This is a genomic window from Mycobacterium sp., from assembly GCF_035603715.1.
Lineage (GTDB): Bacteria > Actinomycetota > Actinomycetes > Mycobacteriales > Mycobacteriaceae > Mycobacterium.
On sequence record NZ_DATNJW010000251.1, the window covers coordinates 1 to 16654 of the forward strand.

At 65.8% G+C, this 16654-nt stretch carries 18 protein-coding genes and 1 pseudogene; 9 read left to right on the forward strand and 10 right to left on the reverse strand.

The genetic code is table 11. The features are described from left to right. Together ipdB and ipdC are read left to right on the forward strand one after the other, a co-directional pair. The coding region (gene ipdB / locus VN856_RS10530; protein WP_325688696.1) for a cholesterol ring-cleaving hydrolase subunit IpdB at positions 1–625 on the forward strand (625 nt) is incomplete at its 5' end. Beyond that, positions 625–1683 (forward strand): (3aS,4S,5R,7aS)-5-hydroxy-7a-methyl-1-oxo-octahydro-1H-indene-4-carboxyl-CoA dehydrogenase, encoded by a 1059-nt coding sequence (ipdC, locus tag VN856_RS10535; RefSeq protein WP_325688698.1) that lies wholly within the window; start codon positions 625–627, stop codon positions 1681–1683. The genes ipdB and ipdC, both read left to right, overlap by 1 nt. A gap of 2 nt (positions 1684–1685) precedes the next feature. Here the strand turns inward: ipdC and VN856_RS10540 are convergent, their stop codons facing one another. Continuing rightward, entirely contained in the window at positions 1686–2075 is a 390-nt protein-coding gene (locus VN856_RS10540; protein ID WP_325688699.1) for a VOC family protein, read from the reverse strand. Next, positions 2072–2788 carry a DUF899 domain-containing protein gene (locus VN856_RS10545; protein ID WP_325688701.1) on the reverse strand — a complete coding sequence of 239 codons (717 nt, stop codon included), beginning with the start codon at positions 2786–2788 and terminating at the stop codon, positions 2072–2074. Before VN856_RS10545 ends, VN856_RS10540 begins: the two co-directional genes overlap by 4 nt. Before the next feature lie 84 nt (positions 2789–2872). Between VN856_RS10545 and VN856_RS10550 the strand changes: the two genes are divergently transcribed. Further along, the gene (locus VN856_RS10550; protein ID WP_325688703.1) at positions 2873–3463 is read left to right on the forward strand and encodes a TetR/AcrR family transcriptional regulator; all 591 of its coding nucleotides are present in this window, start codon (positions 2873–2875) and stop codon (positions 3461–3463) included. 75 nt (positions 3464–3538) lie between these two features. Next, the gene (locus VN856_RS10555; RefSeq protein ID WP_325688705.1) at positions 3539–3826 is read left to right on the forward strand and encodes a CDGP domain-containing protein; all 288 of its coding nucleotides are present in this window, start codon (positions 3539–3541) and stop codon (positions 3824–3826) included. Positions 3827–3886: 60 nt separating this feature from the next. Here VN856_RS10555 and VN856_RS10560 read toward each other — a convergent pair. The 5 genes and pseudogenes from VN856_RS10560 to ipdE1 form a co-directional block, all read right to left on the reverse strand. Next, a pseudogene (locus VN856_RS10560) lies at positions 3887–4748 on the reverse strand (endonuclease domain-containing protein); the annotation flags it as partial. Between the two features lie 99 nt (positions 4749–4847). Continuing rightward, positions 4848–6008 carry a steroid 3-ketoacyl-CoA thiolase FadA6 gene (gene fadA6 / locus VN856_RS10565; RefSeq protein ID WP_325688709.1) on the reverse strand — a complete coding sequence of 387 codons (1161 nt, stop codon included), beginning with the start codon at positions 6006–6008 and terminating at the stop codon, positions 4848–4850. Position 6009: 1 nt separating this feature from the next. After that, the gene (gene kstR2, locus VN856_RS10570) at positions 6010–6609 is read right to left on the reverse strand and encodes a TetR family transcriptional regulator KstR2 (RefSeq protein ID WP_325688711.1); all 600 of its coding nucleotides are present in this window, start codon (positions 6607–6609) and stop codon (positions 6010–6012) included. Continuing rightward, positions 6606–7394 carry a (5R,7aS)-5-hydroxy-7a-methyl-1-oxo-2,3,5,6,7,7a-hexahydro-1H-indene-carboxyl-CoA reductase gene (ipdF, locus tag VN856_RS10575; protein WP_325688713.1) on the reverse strand — a complete coding sequence of 263 codons (789 nt, stop codon included), beginning with the start codon at positions 7392–7394 and terminating at the stop codon, positions 6606–6608. Before ipdF ends, kstR2 begins: the two co-directional genes overlap by 4 nt. Beyond that, complete coding sequence (ipdE1, locus tag VN856_RS10580) at positions 7391–8536, reverse strand: acyl-CoA dehydrogenase IpdE1 (RefSeq protein WP_325688715.1); 1146 nt, start codon at positions 8534–8536, stop codon at positions 7391–7393. Before ipdE1 ends, ipdF begins: the two co-directional genes overlap by 4 nt. A 101-nt stretch (positions 8537–8637) precedes the next feature. On the opposite strand from ipdE1, the gene fadD3 reads away from it, so the two are divergent. Genes fadD3 through VN856_RS10605 form a run of 5 tightly spaced genes read left to right on the forward strand, consistent with a single transcriptional unit; the run spans position 8638 to position 14368 of the window. Then, positions 8638–10167, forward strand: a complete 1530-nt coding sequence (gene fadD3, locus VN856_RS10585) for a 3-((3aS,4S,7aS)-7a-methyl-1,5-dioxo-octahydro-1H-inden-4-yl)propanoate--CoA ligase FadD3 (RefSeq protein WP_325688717.1) — start codon at positions 8638–8640, stop codon at positions 10165–10167. Then, the gene (locus VN856_RS10590) at positions 10167–11300 is read left to right on the forward strand and encodes an acyl-CoA dehydrogenase family protein (protein ID WP_325688719.1); all 1134 of its coding nucleotides are present in this window, start codon (positions 10167–10169) and stop codon (positions 11298–11300) included. The genes fadD3 and VN856_RS10590 overlap by 1 nt, the downstream gene beginning before the upstream one ends. Beyond that, positions 11297–12253, forward strand: a complete 957-nt coding sequence (locus VN856_RS10595; protein WP_325688721.1) for an acyl-CoA dehydrogenase — start codon at positions 11297–11299, stop codon at positions 12251–12253. Before VN856_RS10590 ends, VN856_RS10595 begins: the two co-directional genes overlap by 4 nt. Then, complete coding sequence (locus VN856_RS10600) at positions 12250–13191, forward strand: acyl-CoA dehydrogenase family protein (protein WP_325688723.1); 942 nt, start codon at positions 12250–12252, stop codon at positions 13189–13191. The genes VN856_RS10595 and VN856_RS10600 overlap by 4 nt, the downstream gene beginning before the upstream one ends. A 10-nt stretch (positions 13192–13201) precedes the next feature. Then, a complete protein-coding gene (locus tag VN856_RS10605; RefSeq protein ID WP_325688725.1) occupies positions 13202–14368 on the forward strand; it encodes a pyridoxal phosphate-dependent aminotransferase in 1167 nt (388 codons plus the stop codon). Here VN856_RS10605 and VN856_RS10610 read toward each other — a convergent pair. From VN856_RS10610 to VN856_RS10620, 3 genes are all read right to left on the reverse strand, one after another. After that, positions 14365–15192, reverse strand: a complete 828-nt coding sequence (locus VN856_RS10610) for an arylamine N-acetyltransferase (protein ID WP_325688727.1) — start codon at positions 15190–15192, stop codon at positions 14365–14367. The two genes, VN856_RS10605 and VN856_RS10610, sit on opposite strands and share 4 nt — an antisense overlap. 29 nt (positions 15193–15221) lie before the next feature. After that, positions 15222–16313 (reverse strand): methyltransferase, encoded by a 1092-nt coding sequence (locus VN856_RS10615; RefSeq protein ID WP_325688729.1) that lies wholly within the window; start codon positions 16311–16313, stop codon positions 15222–15224. Continuing rightward, the coding region (locus VN856_RS10620; RefSeq protein WP_325688731.1) for an FAD-dependent oxidoreductase at positions 16313–16654 on the reverse strand (342 nt) is incomplete at its 5' end. The genes VN856_RS10620 and VN856_RS10615, both read right to left, overlap by 1 nt.

A 16654-nucleotide genomic window follows, 5' to 3' on the forward strand; every position in this document is an offset into this window, starting at 1 on the left:
GCTGACGTTCTCCCCGGACATCTTGCTGACCGACGGCGAGGCGCAACTGCTGGCCGACACCCCGGCACTCGGCAAGACCGGACCCGTCGAAGGCTGGATGCCGTTCGGCCGGGTGTTCGAGACGCTGGCCTGGGGACGACGGCACGTGGTGATGGGCGCCAATCAGGTTGATCGCCATGGCAATCAGAACATCTCCGCGTTCGGGCCGCTGCAGCAGCCGAAGCGACAGATGTTCGGTGTCCGCGGCGCACCGGGTAACGCCATCAACCATGCGACGAGCTACTGGGTGGGTAACCACTCCAAGCGGGTGTTCTGTGAAACCGTCGACGTGGTCTGCGGGGTCGGGTGGGACAACGTGGACATCGACAATCCGGCGTTCCGGTTCGCCAACACGTATCGGGTGGTCTCCAACCTCGGCGTGTTCGACTTCGGTGGGCCGGAGCGCACGATGCGGGCGCTGTCGCTGCACCCCGGCGTCGCGGCCGACGAGGTTCGCGAGAACACCTCGTTCGAAATACACGGTCTTGACGGGGCGGACGAGTCACGGCTGCCGACCGACGATGAGTTGGGGCTGATACGCGAGGTCATCGACCCTAAAGCATTGCGAGACCGAGAGATACGTTGATGAAACTGCGCACGCCTCTGACCGAGCTGATCGGTATCGAGCACCCGGTGGTGCAAACCGGGATGGGCTGGGTGGCCGGCGCGCGTCTGGTGGCGGCGACTTCCAACGCGGGCGGACTGGGCATTCTGGCCTCGGCCACCATGACGCTCGACGAGCTGGCCGTCGCGATCGGGAAGGTCAAAGCGGCCACCGACAAACCGTTCGGTGTCAACATTCGCGCCGACGCCGGTGATGCCGGCAACCGGGTGGACCTGATGATCCGCGAGGGCGTCAAGGTCGCATCGTTCGCATTGGCACCCAAGCAGGAGTTGATCAGCAAGCTCAAAGACGCCGGCTCAGTGGTTATTCCGTCGGTGGGCCTGGCCAAGCACGCCCGCAAGGTGGCCTCCTGGGGTGCCGACGCGGTGATCGTCCAGGGCGGCGAAGGGGGCGGGCACACCGGGCCGATCGCCACGACGCTGCTGCTGCCCTCGGTTCTCGATGCCGTCAGCATTCCGGTGATCGCCGCGGGTGGCTTCTTCGATGGCCGCGGGCTCGCGGCGGCGTTGTCGTACGGCGCCGCCGGCGTGGCGATGGGCACCCGCTTCTTGCTTACCTCGGATTCCACCGTGCCCGACGCGGTCAAGCAGCGTTATCTGCAGTCCGCACTCGACGGCACCGTCGTCACCACGCGGGTCGACGGCATGCCGCACCGCGTGCTGCGCACCGGCCTCGTCGAGAAGCTGGAAAGCGGCTCTCGAGCACGCGGTTTCACCGCTGCCATCGGCAACGCCGCGAAGTTCAAGAAGATGTCGCAGATGACGTGGGCCTCGATGATTCGCGACGGCCTGGCGATGCGGCACGGCAAGGACCTGTCCTGGTCGCAGGTGGTGATGGCGGCCAACACGCCGATGTTGCTCAAAGCCGGCCTGGTTGAGGGCAACACCGACGCCGGGGTGCTGGCGTCCGGCCAAGTGGCCGGCATCGTCGAGGACCTGCCGTCCTGTGCCGAGCTGATCGATGCGATCGTCACCGATGCCGTCAAGCATCTGCAGTCGGCGGCCGCCTTCGTGCAGTGACCTCAGGACTCCACGACGAGCAGGGTGTGCCCGGTCGGGTCACGAAACCAGAACATCGGTGGAACCGGCTCGCCCGCTCGTGCCACCTGCGCATCGACGTCGACGCCGAGTTCCTTCATCTTCGCGTGCGTCGCGTCGATATCGTTGGTGGTCAGCGTGATACCGGTGTTGGTCGGCTGCACCGGCCCGTAGTCCGGCGGAGGTGGAGCAAGGGCGATTCCGGTCGTGCCCTCGGGTGGGTAGACCTCGATCCAGCGGTAGCCGCCGCCGAACGGCTGGTCCGTTCTCTTCTCGAACCCGAGTGACTCGTAGAACGCAACCGCCTTGTCCTGCTCGACCGTCGGTACGCACACCAGGCTGATAGTCGTCAGGCCAGTCGTCGTGATGGTCATTTTGCTCCTCCAGGTTGGTTGGTGTCTGCCATGCCAGCACCGTATGTGCGGGCGATGTCTTGCGATCCGGCCCAGCGGCTGTAGGTGGGTGACTGCGGCCAGCCCCCTGGAGAGTCCTGCCACTCCTCCTGACGGCCGTACGGCAGTAGATCGATCAACGCGAACGAGTGACTCAGCTGCTCGGTTCCGCGACCATCGGTGTGCCAGGTCCGGTAGACCTGATTCCCATCGCGCAGAAAGACATTCACCGCGAATCCGCCGCCGGGTGGGGCGCCGACATCGGCGCCGAACGAGCTGTTCGCGGTGGAGTACCAGGTCATCTTGTTGCCCACTCGTCGCTTGTAGGCGAGTGCCTCGTCGATGGGTCCTTGAGTAACGATCACGAACCGGGCGTCGTAGTTGTCCAGGAACTCCAGCCGGGTGAACTGTGAGGTGAAGCCGGTGCAACCCGGGCACTGCCACTCTTCATCGGGAAACCACATGTGGCTGTACACGATCAGCTGCGATTTGCCGTCGAAAATCTCGGCCAGCCGCACGGGTCCGTTCTCGCCTTCCAGGACGTAGTCCGGCATCGCCACCATCGGCAGCCGTCGTCGCTGCGCCGCGATGGCGTCAAGCTCACGGGTGGCGGCTTTTTCGCGGACACGCAGCGCTTCCAGTTCGCGCTGCCAGACTTGCTCGTCCACCACGGGCGGCAATCCTGCGGTTGTCACAACAATCCCCTCCGATACCGATGTTTACGCCGTCAACATGCTAATGTTCACACCGTACACTTCGGCTTCGAGGAGGGTCAAGAGTTGGCTACCTTGAAGACCGGTTACCACCACGGGGACCTGCGCACAGCATTGATCGACGCCGGCCTGGCCCTCACCCGGACCGGCGGGCCGGAAGCCCTCACCATCCGGCAAGCGACTCGGCAATCGGGGGTTTCACCCAACGCCGCCTATCGCCACTTCGCCGATCGTGAAGCCCTGCTAGGCGCGGTTGCCAGCGCAATCCAACATCGGATGGTGGCGCGGATGCAGAGCTCGTCGCGCCGGCGCGGCGCGGCGGATCAACTCCGCGCGGTCGGGATGGGTTACATCAAATTCGCGCTCGATGAGCCGGGGTGGTTCGCGGTGGCCTTTTTTGGGGCGGTCAACCCTGATGAAACTGCCGGTGCTCCACCGTATCTGGCGTTGGTCGATGCGCTGGACGCGATGGTGGCCGCGGGGGCACTTGCCCCCGAACGACGCGATGGCGCCGAATGGCCGTGCTGGTCTGCGGTGCACGGGTTCGCCGAACTTGCCCTGCGCGGTCCGTTGCGTCATGTGCCCCGCCGGCAAGTGGAGTTGCTTGCGGCCCGCACGGTCGACGACATCATTGCCGGGGTTACGCGGCCAGCGTGAAGCCAGTGCGAAAGGCGGCGTGAACGGGTTAGCTAAGCGGTAGCGTCAGTCGTTGGGTTGGGACAGGAGGCATCCATGAAGCGCTGCGTCGTCGGAGGCCTGGCTGCCCTGCTGATGGCCGGGGCGCTGATCGACGCAGCGCCGCCGGCCCGTGCCGGGTGCATCTACGGCGGGCCAGTGCTCAGCAAGTGCGATGGGCCGGTCCAGCCTGACGGCACCTGGCAGCGTTGTGTAGCAACTACTCACCTGTCTTACCAAGGCGCCAGCTCCTTCCTCATACCCGAAAAGAGCTGCGACTCCATGGGGCCCGATCTACATCCCGGCGGTTTCGGTTTCGCCGATCCACCGACGCACATCGACTGAGAATCTGACGACCAGACACGCCGCCGAAGCGTCGTCCACTTCACACTGGACCTCACGCGGCCATCCGGCGGCCTCGCATCGCTGCCTCCACACGAGCAATCAGGGTCCCCTGCCGATACCTGAGCAGCTCACTGGTCACCCGAACAATCACCCAGCCGAGGTCGTGTAGCGCGCTGTAGCGGTCTATGTCACGACCGCGCTGCTCGGCATTCGTCCAATGTTGAGGACCGTCGTACTCGATACCGACGCGCAGGTCTTCATAGCCCATGTCGATGCGCGCAACGAATTCGCCATACTCGTCGCGCACGACGATCTGCGTCTGCGGCTTGGGCAGTCCCGCCGCGATCAACGCCAGGCGGGTCCGTGTTTCCTGCGGAGACTCCGCGCCGCCGTCGACCAGTGGCAGAATTCGCCACAGCCGCGCGAGGCCGCGTACGCCGGGGTGTGCGGCGATCACCGCCTTGACGTCGGCGGCCGTGGCACCTGTCGCATTGGCCAACGCGTCGAGCAACTGCACCGTCGCCAGTTGAGGGCTCGCTCGTCGGCCGATGTCGAATGCCGTTCGCGCCGGGCACGTTACGGCGATACCGCCGGCATTGGACACTTCGTCGGCCAGCAACGTCTCGCTGCGTACCTTGATGCCGGCCGGTGGATGGCGATTGTCGTGGATCAACTCGGCGTCGACGGTTGGGTCCACCCACTTGGCGCCGAGCAGCGCAGCGGCCGACGTTCCTGCGACGACCGCCCTCCGCCGGGACCACAGCCAAGCCGCTTCCGCGCGCTGAGCAGCTGTCAATGTGATGCCCCACGGTGCGTAGACACCCGGATAGACGGGTTCGTACACCGAGCGCATCGCCCGCTCCGGCAGCGCCTTGGCGGCCAGCACTTCCGGGCCGAGAAACGGCCAACTTAGTTCCGTCACACGGAAATGCTGTCAGCGGGCACCGACAACCCAACGACTGTGAATCCTGCGACGCAACACCCCGCGAGGGCGTCGCGAGATTCACGCTCGCGCGTGGGACTACAGCCGCTCGATGATCGTGACGTTGGCGGTGCCGCCGCCTTCGCACATGGTCTGCAGGCCGTAACGACCGCCGGTGCGCTCCAGTTCGTTGAGCATGCTGGTGAAAAGCTTTGCACCGGTTGCGCCTAGCGGGTGGCCCAGTGCGATCGCACCCCCGTTGGGGTTGACCTTCTCCGGGTCGGCCTTGATCTCCTTGAGCCAGGCCAGCACGACCGGCGCAAACGCCTCGTTGATCTCGACGGTGTCGATGTCGTCGATGGACAGGCCGGTCTTCTCGAGCGCATAGCGGGTGGCCGGGATCGGGCCGGTAAGCATGAATACCGGGTCGGCGGCGCGGGCGCTGATGTGATGGATACGCGCCCGCGGTGTGAGCTTGTGGTCCTTGACCGCCTGCTCGGAAGCCAACAGCACCGCGCTGGCACCGTCGGAAATCTGACTGGCCATCGCGGCGGTCAGGCGGCCTCCTTCGACCAACGGCTTCAGGCCGGCCATCTTTTCCAGCGACGACTCGCGTGGACCCTCATCGACGCGAAACGCACCGTGTTCGGTTTCCACGGCGATGATCTCGTTGTCGAAGTGGCCGCCGCGGATCGCACCAAAGGCGCGCTCGTGGCTGGTCAAGGCGTACTGCTCCATCTCCTCGCGAGACAGATTCCACTTTTCGGCGATCAACTCCGAGCCACGGAACTGCGAGATTTCCTGATCGCCGTACCGGTGCAGCCACTGCTTGGATTCATTGGTCGGCGAGGTGAAGCCGAACTGCTCGCCGACGATCATTGCCGACGAGATCGGGATCTGGCTCATGTTCTGCACGCCGCCCGCCACGATCACGTCGGCAGTACCTGCCATGATCGCTTGCGCGCCAAAGGAAATGGCCTGCTGGCTCGATCCACACTGCCGATCGACGGTGACGCCGGGAACCTCTTCGGGATAACCTGCGGCCAGCCAGGAGAGCCGGGCGATGTTGCCGGCCTGCGCTCCGATGGCGTCGACGCAACCGGCGATCACGTCCTCGACAGCGGCGGGGTCGATGTCGACCCGGTCCAGCAGCCCACGCCAGCCGAGCGCGCCCAGATCGACGGGATGCACGCCGGCCAGCGACCCATTGCGCTTACCAACGGCAGTGCGCACAGCGTCAATGACGTAAGCCTCGGGCATTTCAGACTCCTTCTTTGGTGATTCCACCTAGGACGATAGCGAGATACTGCTGACCCACCTGTTGCGCGGTGAGCGGTCCACCGGGCTGATACCAGCGCACCGACACCCAGGTGGTGTCACGGATGAATCGGTAAACCAGGTCGACATCGAGGTCGGGACGCAGATAACCCTCCTCGATGCCCTGGTGCAGCACGTCGACCCACATCTTGCGCTGCTGTTTGTTCAGGTCCTCGAGGTAAGAGAACCGGGGCTGGGGCAGCAACCGTTTGGCCTCGTCCTGATAGATCACGACCTGCGCATGCCGATGCTCGATGGCGTCGAAGGACGCCATGAACAGCCCCTTGAGTCGCTCTAGCGGATTCGAATGCGTGTCAACGATTTCCTGGTAACGAGCGAAGAGCCAGTCCATGAAGTTCCGCAGCACTTCGTCGACCATCTCTTCTTTGGAAGAGAAATGGTGGTACAGGCTCCCGGATAGGATGCCGGCGCTGTCGGCGATATCACGCACGGTGGTTGCGCGTAACCCGCGTTCGGCGAACATCTTCGCGGCGAGTTCCAATAACTCGTCGCGGCGGCTGTTCGGCGGGCTGACTTCGGTCATGGGTGCTGACTCGACACCGAAATCACTTCTCCAGTCAGGTAACTGGAGTATTCACTGGCCAGGAAGGCGATGGTGGCGGCCACTTCCCACGGCTCGGCAGCGCGGCCGAACGCCTCACCGGCCGACAGCTGATCGAGCAGTTCTGTCGAACTCGTCTTGTCGAGGAACTTGTGTCGGGCAATGCTGGGCGACACCGCGTTGATCCGCACCCCGTATTCGACGGCTTCGATTGCGCTGCAACGCGTCAACGCCATCACGCCGGCTTTGGCCGCCGCGTAGTGGGACTGCGAGTGCTGCGCCCGCCAACCCAGCACGCTGGCGTTGTTGACGATGACACCGCCGTGGTCAGCGTCGCGGAAATACCGTAGCGCTGCCCGGGTGGTCCGCAGAACCGACGTCAGGGTGACGTTCAGGACGCGGTCCCACTCGTCGTCGGTCATCTCGACGACCGGAGTCTGACCGCCCAGGCCGGCGTTGTTGACCAGCACGTCGATCCGGCCCAACCGTGCGGTGGTGGACGCGATCAGGGCGTCGACCTGCGCGGTGGACGTGACGTCACAGACCACGCTCTCGACCCGACCCAGTCCCAGCGCGGACAGCTCGTCACGGGTTTCGCTGAGCCGTCGTTCGTGATGATCTGAGACAACGACGTCGGCGCCCTCGGCGAGCGCGCGCCGGGCGGTCGCAGACCCGATTCCGGTGCCGGCCGCGGCCGTGACGATCACGACCTTGCCGTTCAGAAGTCCGTGTCCGGCGACTTCTTTCGGCGCAACGGCGAGCGTCATCGAGCCTCCCTCGGTAGACCGAGCACGCGCTCGGCGATGATGTTGCGCTGTATCTCGTTAGAGCCGCCGTAGATGGTGTCTGCGCGAGTGAACAGGTAGAGCCGCTGCCATTCGTCGAAGTCGCCGCCGGCCAGCACCAGGCCCGCCTTACCCTGCACGTCCATCGCGATCTCACCGAGATCACGATGCCAGTTGGCCCACAACAACTTCGAGACGTTGTCTTGGCCGGGCTGTTCGACGTCCATGGTCGCCAACGCGTAGGAACGCATCGCCCGCAAGCCGGCCCAAGACCGGGTCAGACGTTCGCGAATCAGCGGATCATCCGCGGCGCCAGTACTTTTGGCGAGCTCGACGAGGGCACTCAGCTCGCGGGCGTAGACGATCTGTTGGCCGAGCGTCGACACGCCGCGCTCGAAGGTCAGCGTTCCCATCGCGACCCGCCAGCCGTCGCCGGGTTGACCGACCACGAGATCGGCGTCGGTGCGGGCGTCGTCGAAGAAGACCTCGTTGAACTCGGAGTCACCGGTCAGCTGGACGATCGGGCGGACCTCGACCCCCGGCTGGTCGAGCGGGACGAGCAGATACGACAAGCCGGCGTGACGCTTGGAACCTTTTTCGCTGCGGGCCACCACGAAGCACCATTGCGCCCAGTGCGCCAGCGACGTCCACACCTTCTGGCCGTTGATGACCCACTCATCGTCGTCGAGCACCGCGGTGGTCGACACGTTGGCCAGGTCGCTGCCGGCACCGGGTTCGGAATAGCCCTGCGACCACAGTTCGGTGACGTCGAGAATCCGCGGCAGAAACCGCTGCTGCTGCTCGGGAGTGCCGAAGGCGATCAGCGTCGGGCCCAGCAGTTCTTCGCCGAAGTGATTGACCTTGGCGGGCGCGTTGGCGATCGCGTATTCCTCGTAGAACGCCACCCGATGAGCAACCGACAGACCGCGACCGCCGTGCTCGACCGGCCAGCCCAGACAGGTCAGGCCCGCCTGCGACAGGTGCTGGTTCCAGGCCCGCCGCTCCTCGAACGCCTCGTGCTCGCGACCGGGCCCGCCGAGCCCCTTGAGCGCGGCGAAGTCACCGACCAGGTTCTCGGCCAGCCAATCGCGGACCTCGGACCTGAACTCCTCGACGCCTTGCACCCTTGTAGGCTAACCTACCAAGCACTTGCTTTGTTAGGCCCCGGCGATGACGGGCCGTGCAGCGGCGTAGATCGGCCGGGCAATAAGCACCAAGGAGTTCGATGTCGAGCCATCCGCAGACCATTCCTGCGGCGCTGGACCACATCGCTCGCCAGCTTCCTGACCACAATGCGCTGGTCACACCGGATCGGACCCTCACCTTCGGCGAACTGCGGAACGAAGTGCGGGGCGCGGCGGCCGCGATGATCAGCCTCGGCGTGCAGACCGGTGATCGGGTGGCGATCTGGTCCCCCAACACCTGGCACTGGGTGATTGCCTGCCTGGCCACGCACTACGCCGGCGCCACCGTGGTACCGCTGAACACCCGCTATACCGCGGCCGAAGCCTCCGACATCCTGGCCCGCACCGGCGCGCCGTTGCTGGTGGCAATGGGCGAATTCCTCGGGGCGGACCGAGTCGCCGACCTCGACCGCGCCGCTTTGCCCGATCTGCGGCACATCGTGCGGGTGCCCATCGATGCCGACGACGGCACCTGGGACGAATTTGTGAGCCACGGAGCTGATGACCAGGCCCTCGAGGCGGCTGACGCCCGCGCGGCGGCGGTCCGTCCCGACGATGTCGCCGACGTCTTGTTCACCTCCGGCACCACCGGCCGCAGCAAAGGCGTGCTGTGCGCGCACCGGCAGTCACTGGCCGGTTCGGCGTCGTGGGCCGCCTGCGGCAAGATCACCAGTGACGACCGCTACCTCTGCATCAACCCGTTCTTTCACAACTTCGGCTACAAGGCCGGAATCCTGGCCTGCCTGCAGACCGGCGCCACGCTGATCCCGCAGCTGACCTTCGACGCCGAGCAGGCGTTGCGCGCCGTGGCCGACCACCGGATCACCGTGCTCCCCGGACCGCCGACCATCTACCAAACCCTGCTGGACCATCCCGCCCGTAACCGCTACGACCTGAGCTCGCTGCGGTTCGCGGTGACCGGCGCGGCGACGGTGCCGGTGGTGCTGATCGAGCGGATGCAGGCCGAACTCGACATCGACATCGTGCTGACCGCCTACGGCCTGACCGAGTCCAGCGGGATGGGCACCATGTGCCGCGCCGAAGACGACGCGGTCACGGTGGCCACCACCTGTGGGCGGCCGATCGCGGAATTCGAACTGCGTATCGGCGATCACGGCGAGGTGCTGCTGCGCGGGCCCAATGTGATGCTCGGCTACCTCGACGATCCGGACGCCACCGCGGCGACCGTGGACGCCGACGGCTGGCTGCACACCGGCGACATCGGAAAGCTTGATCCCGCAGGCAATCTCCAGATCACCGACCGGCTGAAGGATATGTACATCTGCGGCGGCTTCAACGTCTACCCCGCCGAGATCGAGCAAGTGCTGGCCCGGCTGGACGGTGTGCTGGACTGCGCGGTGATCGGCGTGCCCGACGAGCGACTCGGCGAAGTCGGCCGGGCGTTCCTGGTGACACGACCCGACTCCAGGCTCGACGAGAAAGCGGTGATCACTTACACCCGTGAGTACTTGGCGAATTTCAAAGCTCCACGTTCGGTGAGGTTTGTCGACACACTGCCGCGCAACGCCGGCGGCAAAGTGGTCAAACCGCTACTGCGAGAGATGGCGTGATGGATCTGCAATTCGACGACGAGACGCTGACTTTTCAGCACGAAGTGCGCGACTTCCTGTTGTCGCACCGAGACGTGTTTCCGACGCGCTCGTATGACACAGCGGAAGGTTTTGAGCAGCACCGCCGTTGGGACAAGGTGCTTTTCGACGCGGGACTATCGGTGATCACCTGGCCGCAGAAGTACGGGGGCCGCGACGCGACGCTGCTGCAGTGGGTGGTCTACGAGGAGGAGTACTTCCGGGCCGGCGCGCCCGGCCGGGCCAGCGCCAACGGCACCTCGATGCTGGCGCCGACGTTGTTCGCGCACGGCACCGAAGAGCAGTTGGATCGGGTGCTGCCGAAAATGGCCAGCGGCGAAGAGATCTGGGCGCAGGCTTGGTCGGAGCCCGAGTCGGGCAGCGACCTGGCTTCATTGCGCTCGACGGCGACTCGCACCGACGGAGGGTGGCTGCTCAACGGCCAGAAGATCTGGAGCTCACGAGCACCATTCGGCGACAGGGCGTTTGGATTGTTCCGCTCCGATCCCGAAGCACAGCGCCACAGCGGGTTGACGTATTTCATGTTCGACCTGGAGGCAGATGGGATCACCGTGCGGCCGATCGCCCAACTCGGTGGTGATACCGGGTTCGGCGAGATTTTTCTCGACGACGTGTTCGTGCCCGATGCGGACGTGATCGGCCAGCCAAACGACGGCTGGCGGGCGGCGATGAGCACATCGAGCAACGAGCGCGGCATGTCGCTGCGCAGCCCGGCCCGCTTCCTTGCCTCCGCCGAGCGGCTGGCCAAACTATGGAAAGACTACGACGACAGCACCTTTGGCGATCAGGTTGCCGACTCCTGGATCAAGGCGCAGGCCTATCGCCTGCACACCTTCGGCACCGTCACCCGGCTGGCCGGCGGTGGCGAACTGGGCGCGGAGTCCTCGGTTACCAAGGTGTTCTGGTCCGACCTGGACGTGGCGCTGCACCAGACCGCATTGGAGATCCGCGGCGCCGACGGGGAACTGGCCAACACCTGGACGGACGGGTTGCTGTTCGCGTTGGGCGGCCCGATCTATGCGGGCACCAACGAGATTCAGCGCAACATCATCGCTGAGCGGCTGCTGGGACTGCCCCGGGAGAAGTCCAAATGAAATTCGATCTTGACGAACAGCAGCGTGACTTCGCCGCAAGCATCGACGCGGCGCTGGCGGCTGCCGACCTGCCAGGTGCGGTGCGCGCCTGGGCAGCCGGCGACACCGGGCCGGGCCGCAAGGTCTGGGCGCGGTTGGCCGACCTGGGCGTCACCGCGCTGGCGGTGCCGGAGCGGTTCGACGGCATCGACGCGCACCCGGTCGACTTGGTCGTCGCGTTCGAACGGCTGGGCCGTTGGTGCGTACCCGGGCCGGTCACCGAATCCATCGCGGTAGCGCCACTTTTGCTTGCCGAGGATGAACGGTGTGCCGCGCTGGCCACCGGCGAACTGATCGCCACCGTCGCGCTCCGGCCGCACGTGCCCCGGGCTGTGGACGCCGATGCAGCCGGACTCGTGCTAGCGGCCGAAGCCGAAGGGTGGGTCAGCGAAGCGCACGTGGGCGAACGGCGTGAGTCCGTCGATCCCAGCCGCCACCTGTTCGACGCCGACGCGGTATGCGAGGCGTGGCAAGCCGATGTGGCACGCGCGTACGAGTTCGGCGCGCTGGCCACCGCCGCCCAGCTGGTGGGGGCGGGACAGGCTCTGCTGGACGCCGCGGTGGACTACGCGAAGCAGCGCGCCCAGTTTGGCCGGGTCATCGGTTCGTATCAAGCGATCAAACACAAACTGGCCGATGTGCATATCGCGCTCGAGTTGGCCCGTCCGCTGGTGTACGGCGCCGCGCTGTCGCTGGCCGACCGGTCGCCCGACACGGCCCGCGACGTGAGTGCGGCCAAGGCGTCCGCGTCGGATGCCGCATTGTTGGCCGCGCGGTCGGCGCTGCAGACGCACGGCGCCATCGGTTTCACCGCCGAGCACGATCTGTCGCTGTGGCTGCTCAGGGTGCAGGCCCTGCGAGCGGCCTGGGGCGACCCGGCCACGCACCGGCGACGGGTTCTGGAGGCATTGTGAGTGACGAACGGGAACTGCTGCGCGACACCGTCGCGGCGCTGGTGGCCAAGCACGCCGCCCCCGCCGCGGTCCGTGAGGCGATGGACTCCGAACGTGGCTATGACGAATCACTGTGGCGGCTGCTCTGCGAGCAGGTCGGCGCCGGCGCTCTGGTAGTGCCCGAGGAATTCGGCGGCGCCGGCGGCACTCTCGGGGATGCCGCCGTCGTCCTCGAAGAACTCGGCAAGGGCCTGGTGCCCAGCCCGCTGCTCGGCACCACGCTGGCCGAACTGGCCCTGCTGGCCGCAGACCAGCCCGACGCCGACGCGCTGGGTTCGCTGGCCGAGGGTGCTGCGATCGGCACGGTGGTGTTCGACGCCGACTACGTCATCAACGGCGATGTCGCCGACATCGTCATCGCGGCCCACGACGGCAAGCTGAACCGTTGGACAGAATTCAACGTCGAGGCGCTCCCGTCCATGGATCCCACCCGCCGACTGGCCCGGCTCACACCGAACAGCACTTCTCCGCTGGGCACGGATCCCGGTGTGGCCGATGCCGCGGCGATACTGCTGGCCGCCGAACAGATCGGCGCCGCCACTCGCTGCCTGGAACTTACCGTCGACTACACCAAGGAACGTCAGCAGTTCGGCCGGCCGATCGGCAGCTTCCAGGCCCTCAAGCACCGGATGGCCGATCTCTACGTCGCGGTGCAGGCGGCCCGCGCCGTGGTGAACGACGCCGCGGATGCCCCGTCACCGACGTCGGCGGCGCTGGCCCGCTTCGCCGCCACCGAGGCGTTCAGCACGGTGGCTGCCGAAGGCATTCAACTGCACGGCGGTATCGCGATCACCTGGGAACACGACATGCAGCTGTATTTCAAACGCGCGCACGGCAGTTCGCAATTGCTGGGCCCGGCCGGCGAGCACTTGCGCCGGCTGGAATCCGAAGTGTTCTAACGTTGACCGCATGACCGATCACGTCGCACTGCGCGCCGGGATCCCGCCGTTCTACGTGATGGACGTCTGGCTGTCCGCGGCCGAACGCCAGCGCAGCCACGGCGATCTGGTGAACCTGTCGGCAGGCCAGCCCAGCGCCGGGGCTCCCGAGCCGGTACGCGCCGCCGCCGCGTCCGCTTTGCATCTCAACCAGCTGGGCTACACCGTGGCGCTGGGCATTCCGGAGCTGCGGGCCGGAATCGCCGCGTCGTACCTCGACCGGTACGGCCTGCAGGTCGAAATGGACGACGTCGTGGTGACCACAGGATCTTCCGGTGGCTTTCTGCTGGCGTTCCTGTCCTGCTTCGACGTCGGCGACCGGGTGGCGGTCAGTAGCCCCGGCTATCCCTGCTACCGCAACATCCTGACCGCACTCGGGTGTGAGGTCGTGGTGATCGAATGCGGACCGGAGACCCGATTTCAGCCCACCGCGCAGATGCTCGCCGACCTCGACCCGCCCGTGCGGGGTGTTGTCGTCGCCAGCCCGGCCAACCCGACGGGTACCGTCATCCCGCCCGCGGAACTCGCGGCGATCGCCTCCTGGTGTGACGAATCGGGAGCGCGGCTGATCAGCGACGAGGTCTACCACGGGCTGGTCTACGACGGCGCCCCGCAGACCAGCTGCGCCTGGAGCACGTCCCGAAATGCATTCGTGGTCAACAGCTTTTCCAAGTACTTCGCGATGACAGGGTGGCGGCTGGGCTGGTTGCTGGTGCCGACCGCGCTGCGCCGGGCGGTAGACCGACTGACCGGAAACTTCACCATCTGCCCACCCGTGCTGTCGCAGCACGCCGCGGTCGCGGCGTTCACCCCGGAAGCCGTCGACGAAGCTAACGGGCATCTGCACCAATATGCCGTCAATCGCGCGATGCTGCTCGACGGCTTGCGCGGCATCGGTATCGACCGGCTGGCTCCCACCGACGGCGCGTTCTACGTTTACGCCGACGTCTCGGACTTCACCGATGATTCGATGGCTTTCTGCTCAAAGTTGTTGGCCGACACCGGTGTAGCGATTGCGCCCGGTATCGACTTCGATCCCGAGCGTGGCGGCTCCTACGTCCGGCTCTCCTTCGCCGGACCTGCCGGCGATATCGACGAGGCGCTGCGCCGAATGGGCAGCTGGCTGCCGGGCCGTTAGGACGTCAGCTCGTCGATTCGGGCTTCAAGCGCCGAGCGTTCGCCGGTGTCGGCCACGTTGATCCCGAACCGGTCGGTCAGCGTGTCGACCACCGCCGCGGCGTCCGGCAGCACGATCTTCTCGGTCTTGCCGCCGTCGTGGATGGAGAGATGGCGATCCGAGAGGTTGCATCGCCCGTCGGCCGTCACCAGAGAGGCCATCAGGTTGGTTACGAAATGCGATGACGGGTGCGTGGAGACATACCAGCTCCCGACCTTCAAATCGATCGGCGGCGCTGTCCTGGTGGAGAATTCGTACAACGACTGCCACTCGTCGCGGATCAGCGCCTCCAGCACCAGAGCACCCCGGCGATCCTGGAGACGATAGGGCTCATGCGTTGTCTGCTGGACGCTGCCGGTCTCCAACCGAAGGGGCGACGTCGGCGTCTGACCGCCGAAACCCACGTCGACCAGCAACAGTTGCGGCGCCCCGGGGAGGGTTACCGCCAGGAGAGTGTGCGTTTGTGACGGTACCGGGGCGCCAGGTTGCATCGTCCAGACCACCCGGGCCTTGAACCGCCGCACCCCGAAGCCGACTGCTTCCAGCACGTGACCCATCAGGCCGTTGTGCTCGTAGCAATAGCCACCGCGGCGCCGGTGAACCAGCTTGTCGACCAAAGCTTCTGGGCTCAGGTCGTCGACCGGCACCCCCAGCAGCGGGTCAAGGTTCTCGAATGGAATCGTTCGGGTGTGCGCCGTCACCAATTCGTGCAGGACATCGAAGGTTGGGTCGGCCACGCCACGGTACCCGATCCGTTCGAAGTACCCATTGAGATCCAGCGTCATATGCCCCATTGTGACCAGCGACGGCCGGATCACACCACGCGGGCCTCCACCAGGCTCAACGGCGATGCGGTCGGGACCAACCGGGTCATCTGAAATCCAGCTTGGCTGAGTAGGTTTCGGTACTCCGCGGCGGTGCGTTCGCGGGCAGCCAAGTTCAGCAGCATCTCGAGGTCCGCCCATTTCCCCGGGAAGTCCCGATCGTGGTCGGGGATCACCAGTTCCACCAGCAAGATGGTGGCGTGGCGGCCGGCCGCAGCGCGAACATTGCGCAGGATCTGGACGGCCTTGTCGTCGGGCCAGTCGTGCATGATGTTCTTCAGCACATATGCGTCGCCACCGGCCGGAACACTGTCGAAGAACGATCCCGCTTCGATGCGAACACGGTCCGCCACATCTTTCTGGCACAAGATCTTTGGAGCGTCCGCCACGACCGCAGATAAGTCGTACAGCACACCTTGTGAGCGCGGCGTCGCGGCCAGGATGGTAGCCAGCAGCGGTCCGTGCCCGCCGCCGACGTCGACGATCGTGGGGTAGGCACCGAAGTCATAGCCGGCCGCCACCGAAGCATCGGTCAGCTCAGAGATGCTGGCCATGGTTCGGTTGAAGAGATCGGCGTGTAGCGGGTCCTCGGCGAAATAGTCGAAGCTCTCCTTGCCGTGCAACACCGGAACCACGGACCTTCCGGTCCGAATCGAATCCGCCAACATTGTCCAACGTTCGCGTTGCTCGCGCGACCCATAGAACCGGGCAGCCCAGACCATCGACGCCTCCCCGTCCGAACACAGTGTTCGGCCAAGGGAATTCAACTCGAATCGGCCGTCGCGGCGACGATGGAAGACGCCTCTACCGATCAATGCGCGCAGCAGCCGACGCAGTGCGTCCGAATCCGCGCGGACCTTCGCCGACAACTCGTCGATGGTCAACGGCCCATCGGCCAAGGCATCGGCGACACCCAGTTCGGCAGCGACGCTGATCGCCTGCGACACCCAGGTCGCGATGATCATCTCCATCATCGTCGCGGGCGCGGGCATCAACCGCTGGTTGAGTCGATACAACTGATGGCGCACCCACTCCACGACGCGGGCGGCCGCGGCAGGTGGCACTTTCGTGGTCGTCGACATCACCGCACCTCGGCGAGCGACCCGCGGCTGATCTCGGTCGAGATATCGCGATGGCTGACCCAACCGAGGAACCGTGTCAGCGCCCACGTCATCAAGCGGTCCGAGATGAGCGCGGCAGGCCGCAGCGCCGCCTCGCTGCGCGACACCTGCTGCATCGTCACCCAGGACACCGCTTTGACCTTGCGGCGCCGAGTGTTCTCATACCTCCGCAGGGCGCTGCTGACATCGACACCTTCGGGTAGATCTGACAGCGCTTTGCACAGCACCATCGTGTCCAGCAAAGCCTGATTGGTGCCTTGGGCGAGCGTGGGCGGCATCGTGTGCGCGGCATCGCCGAGCAA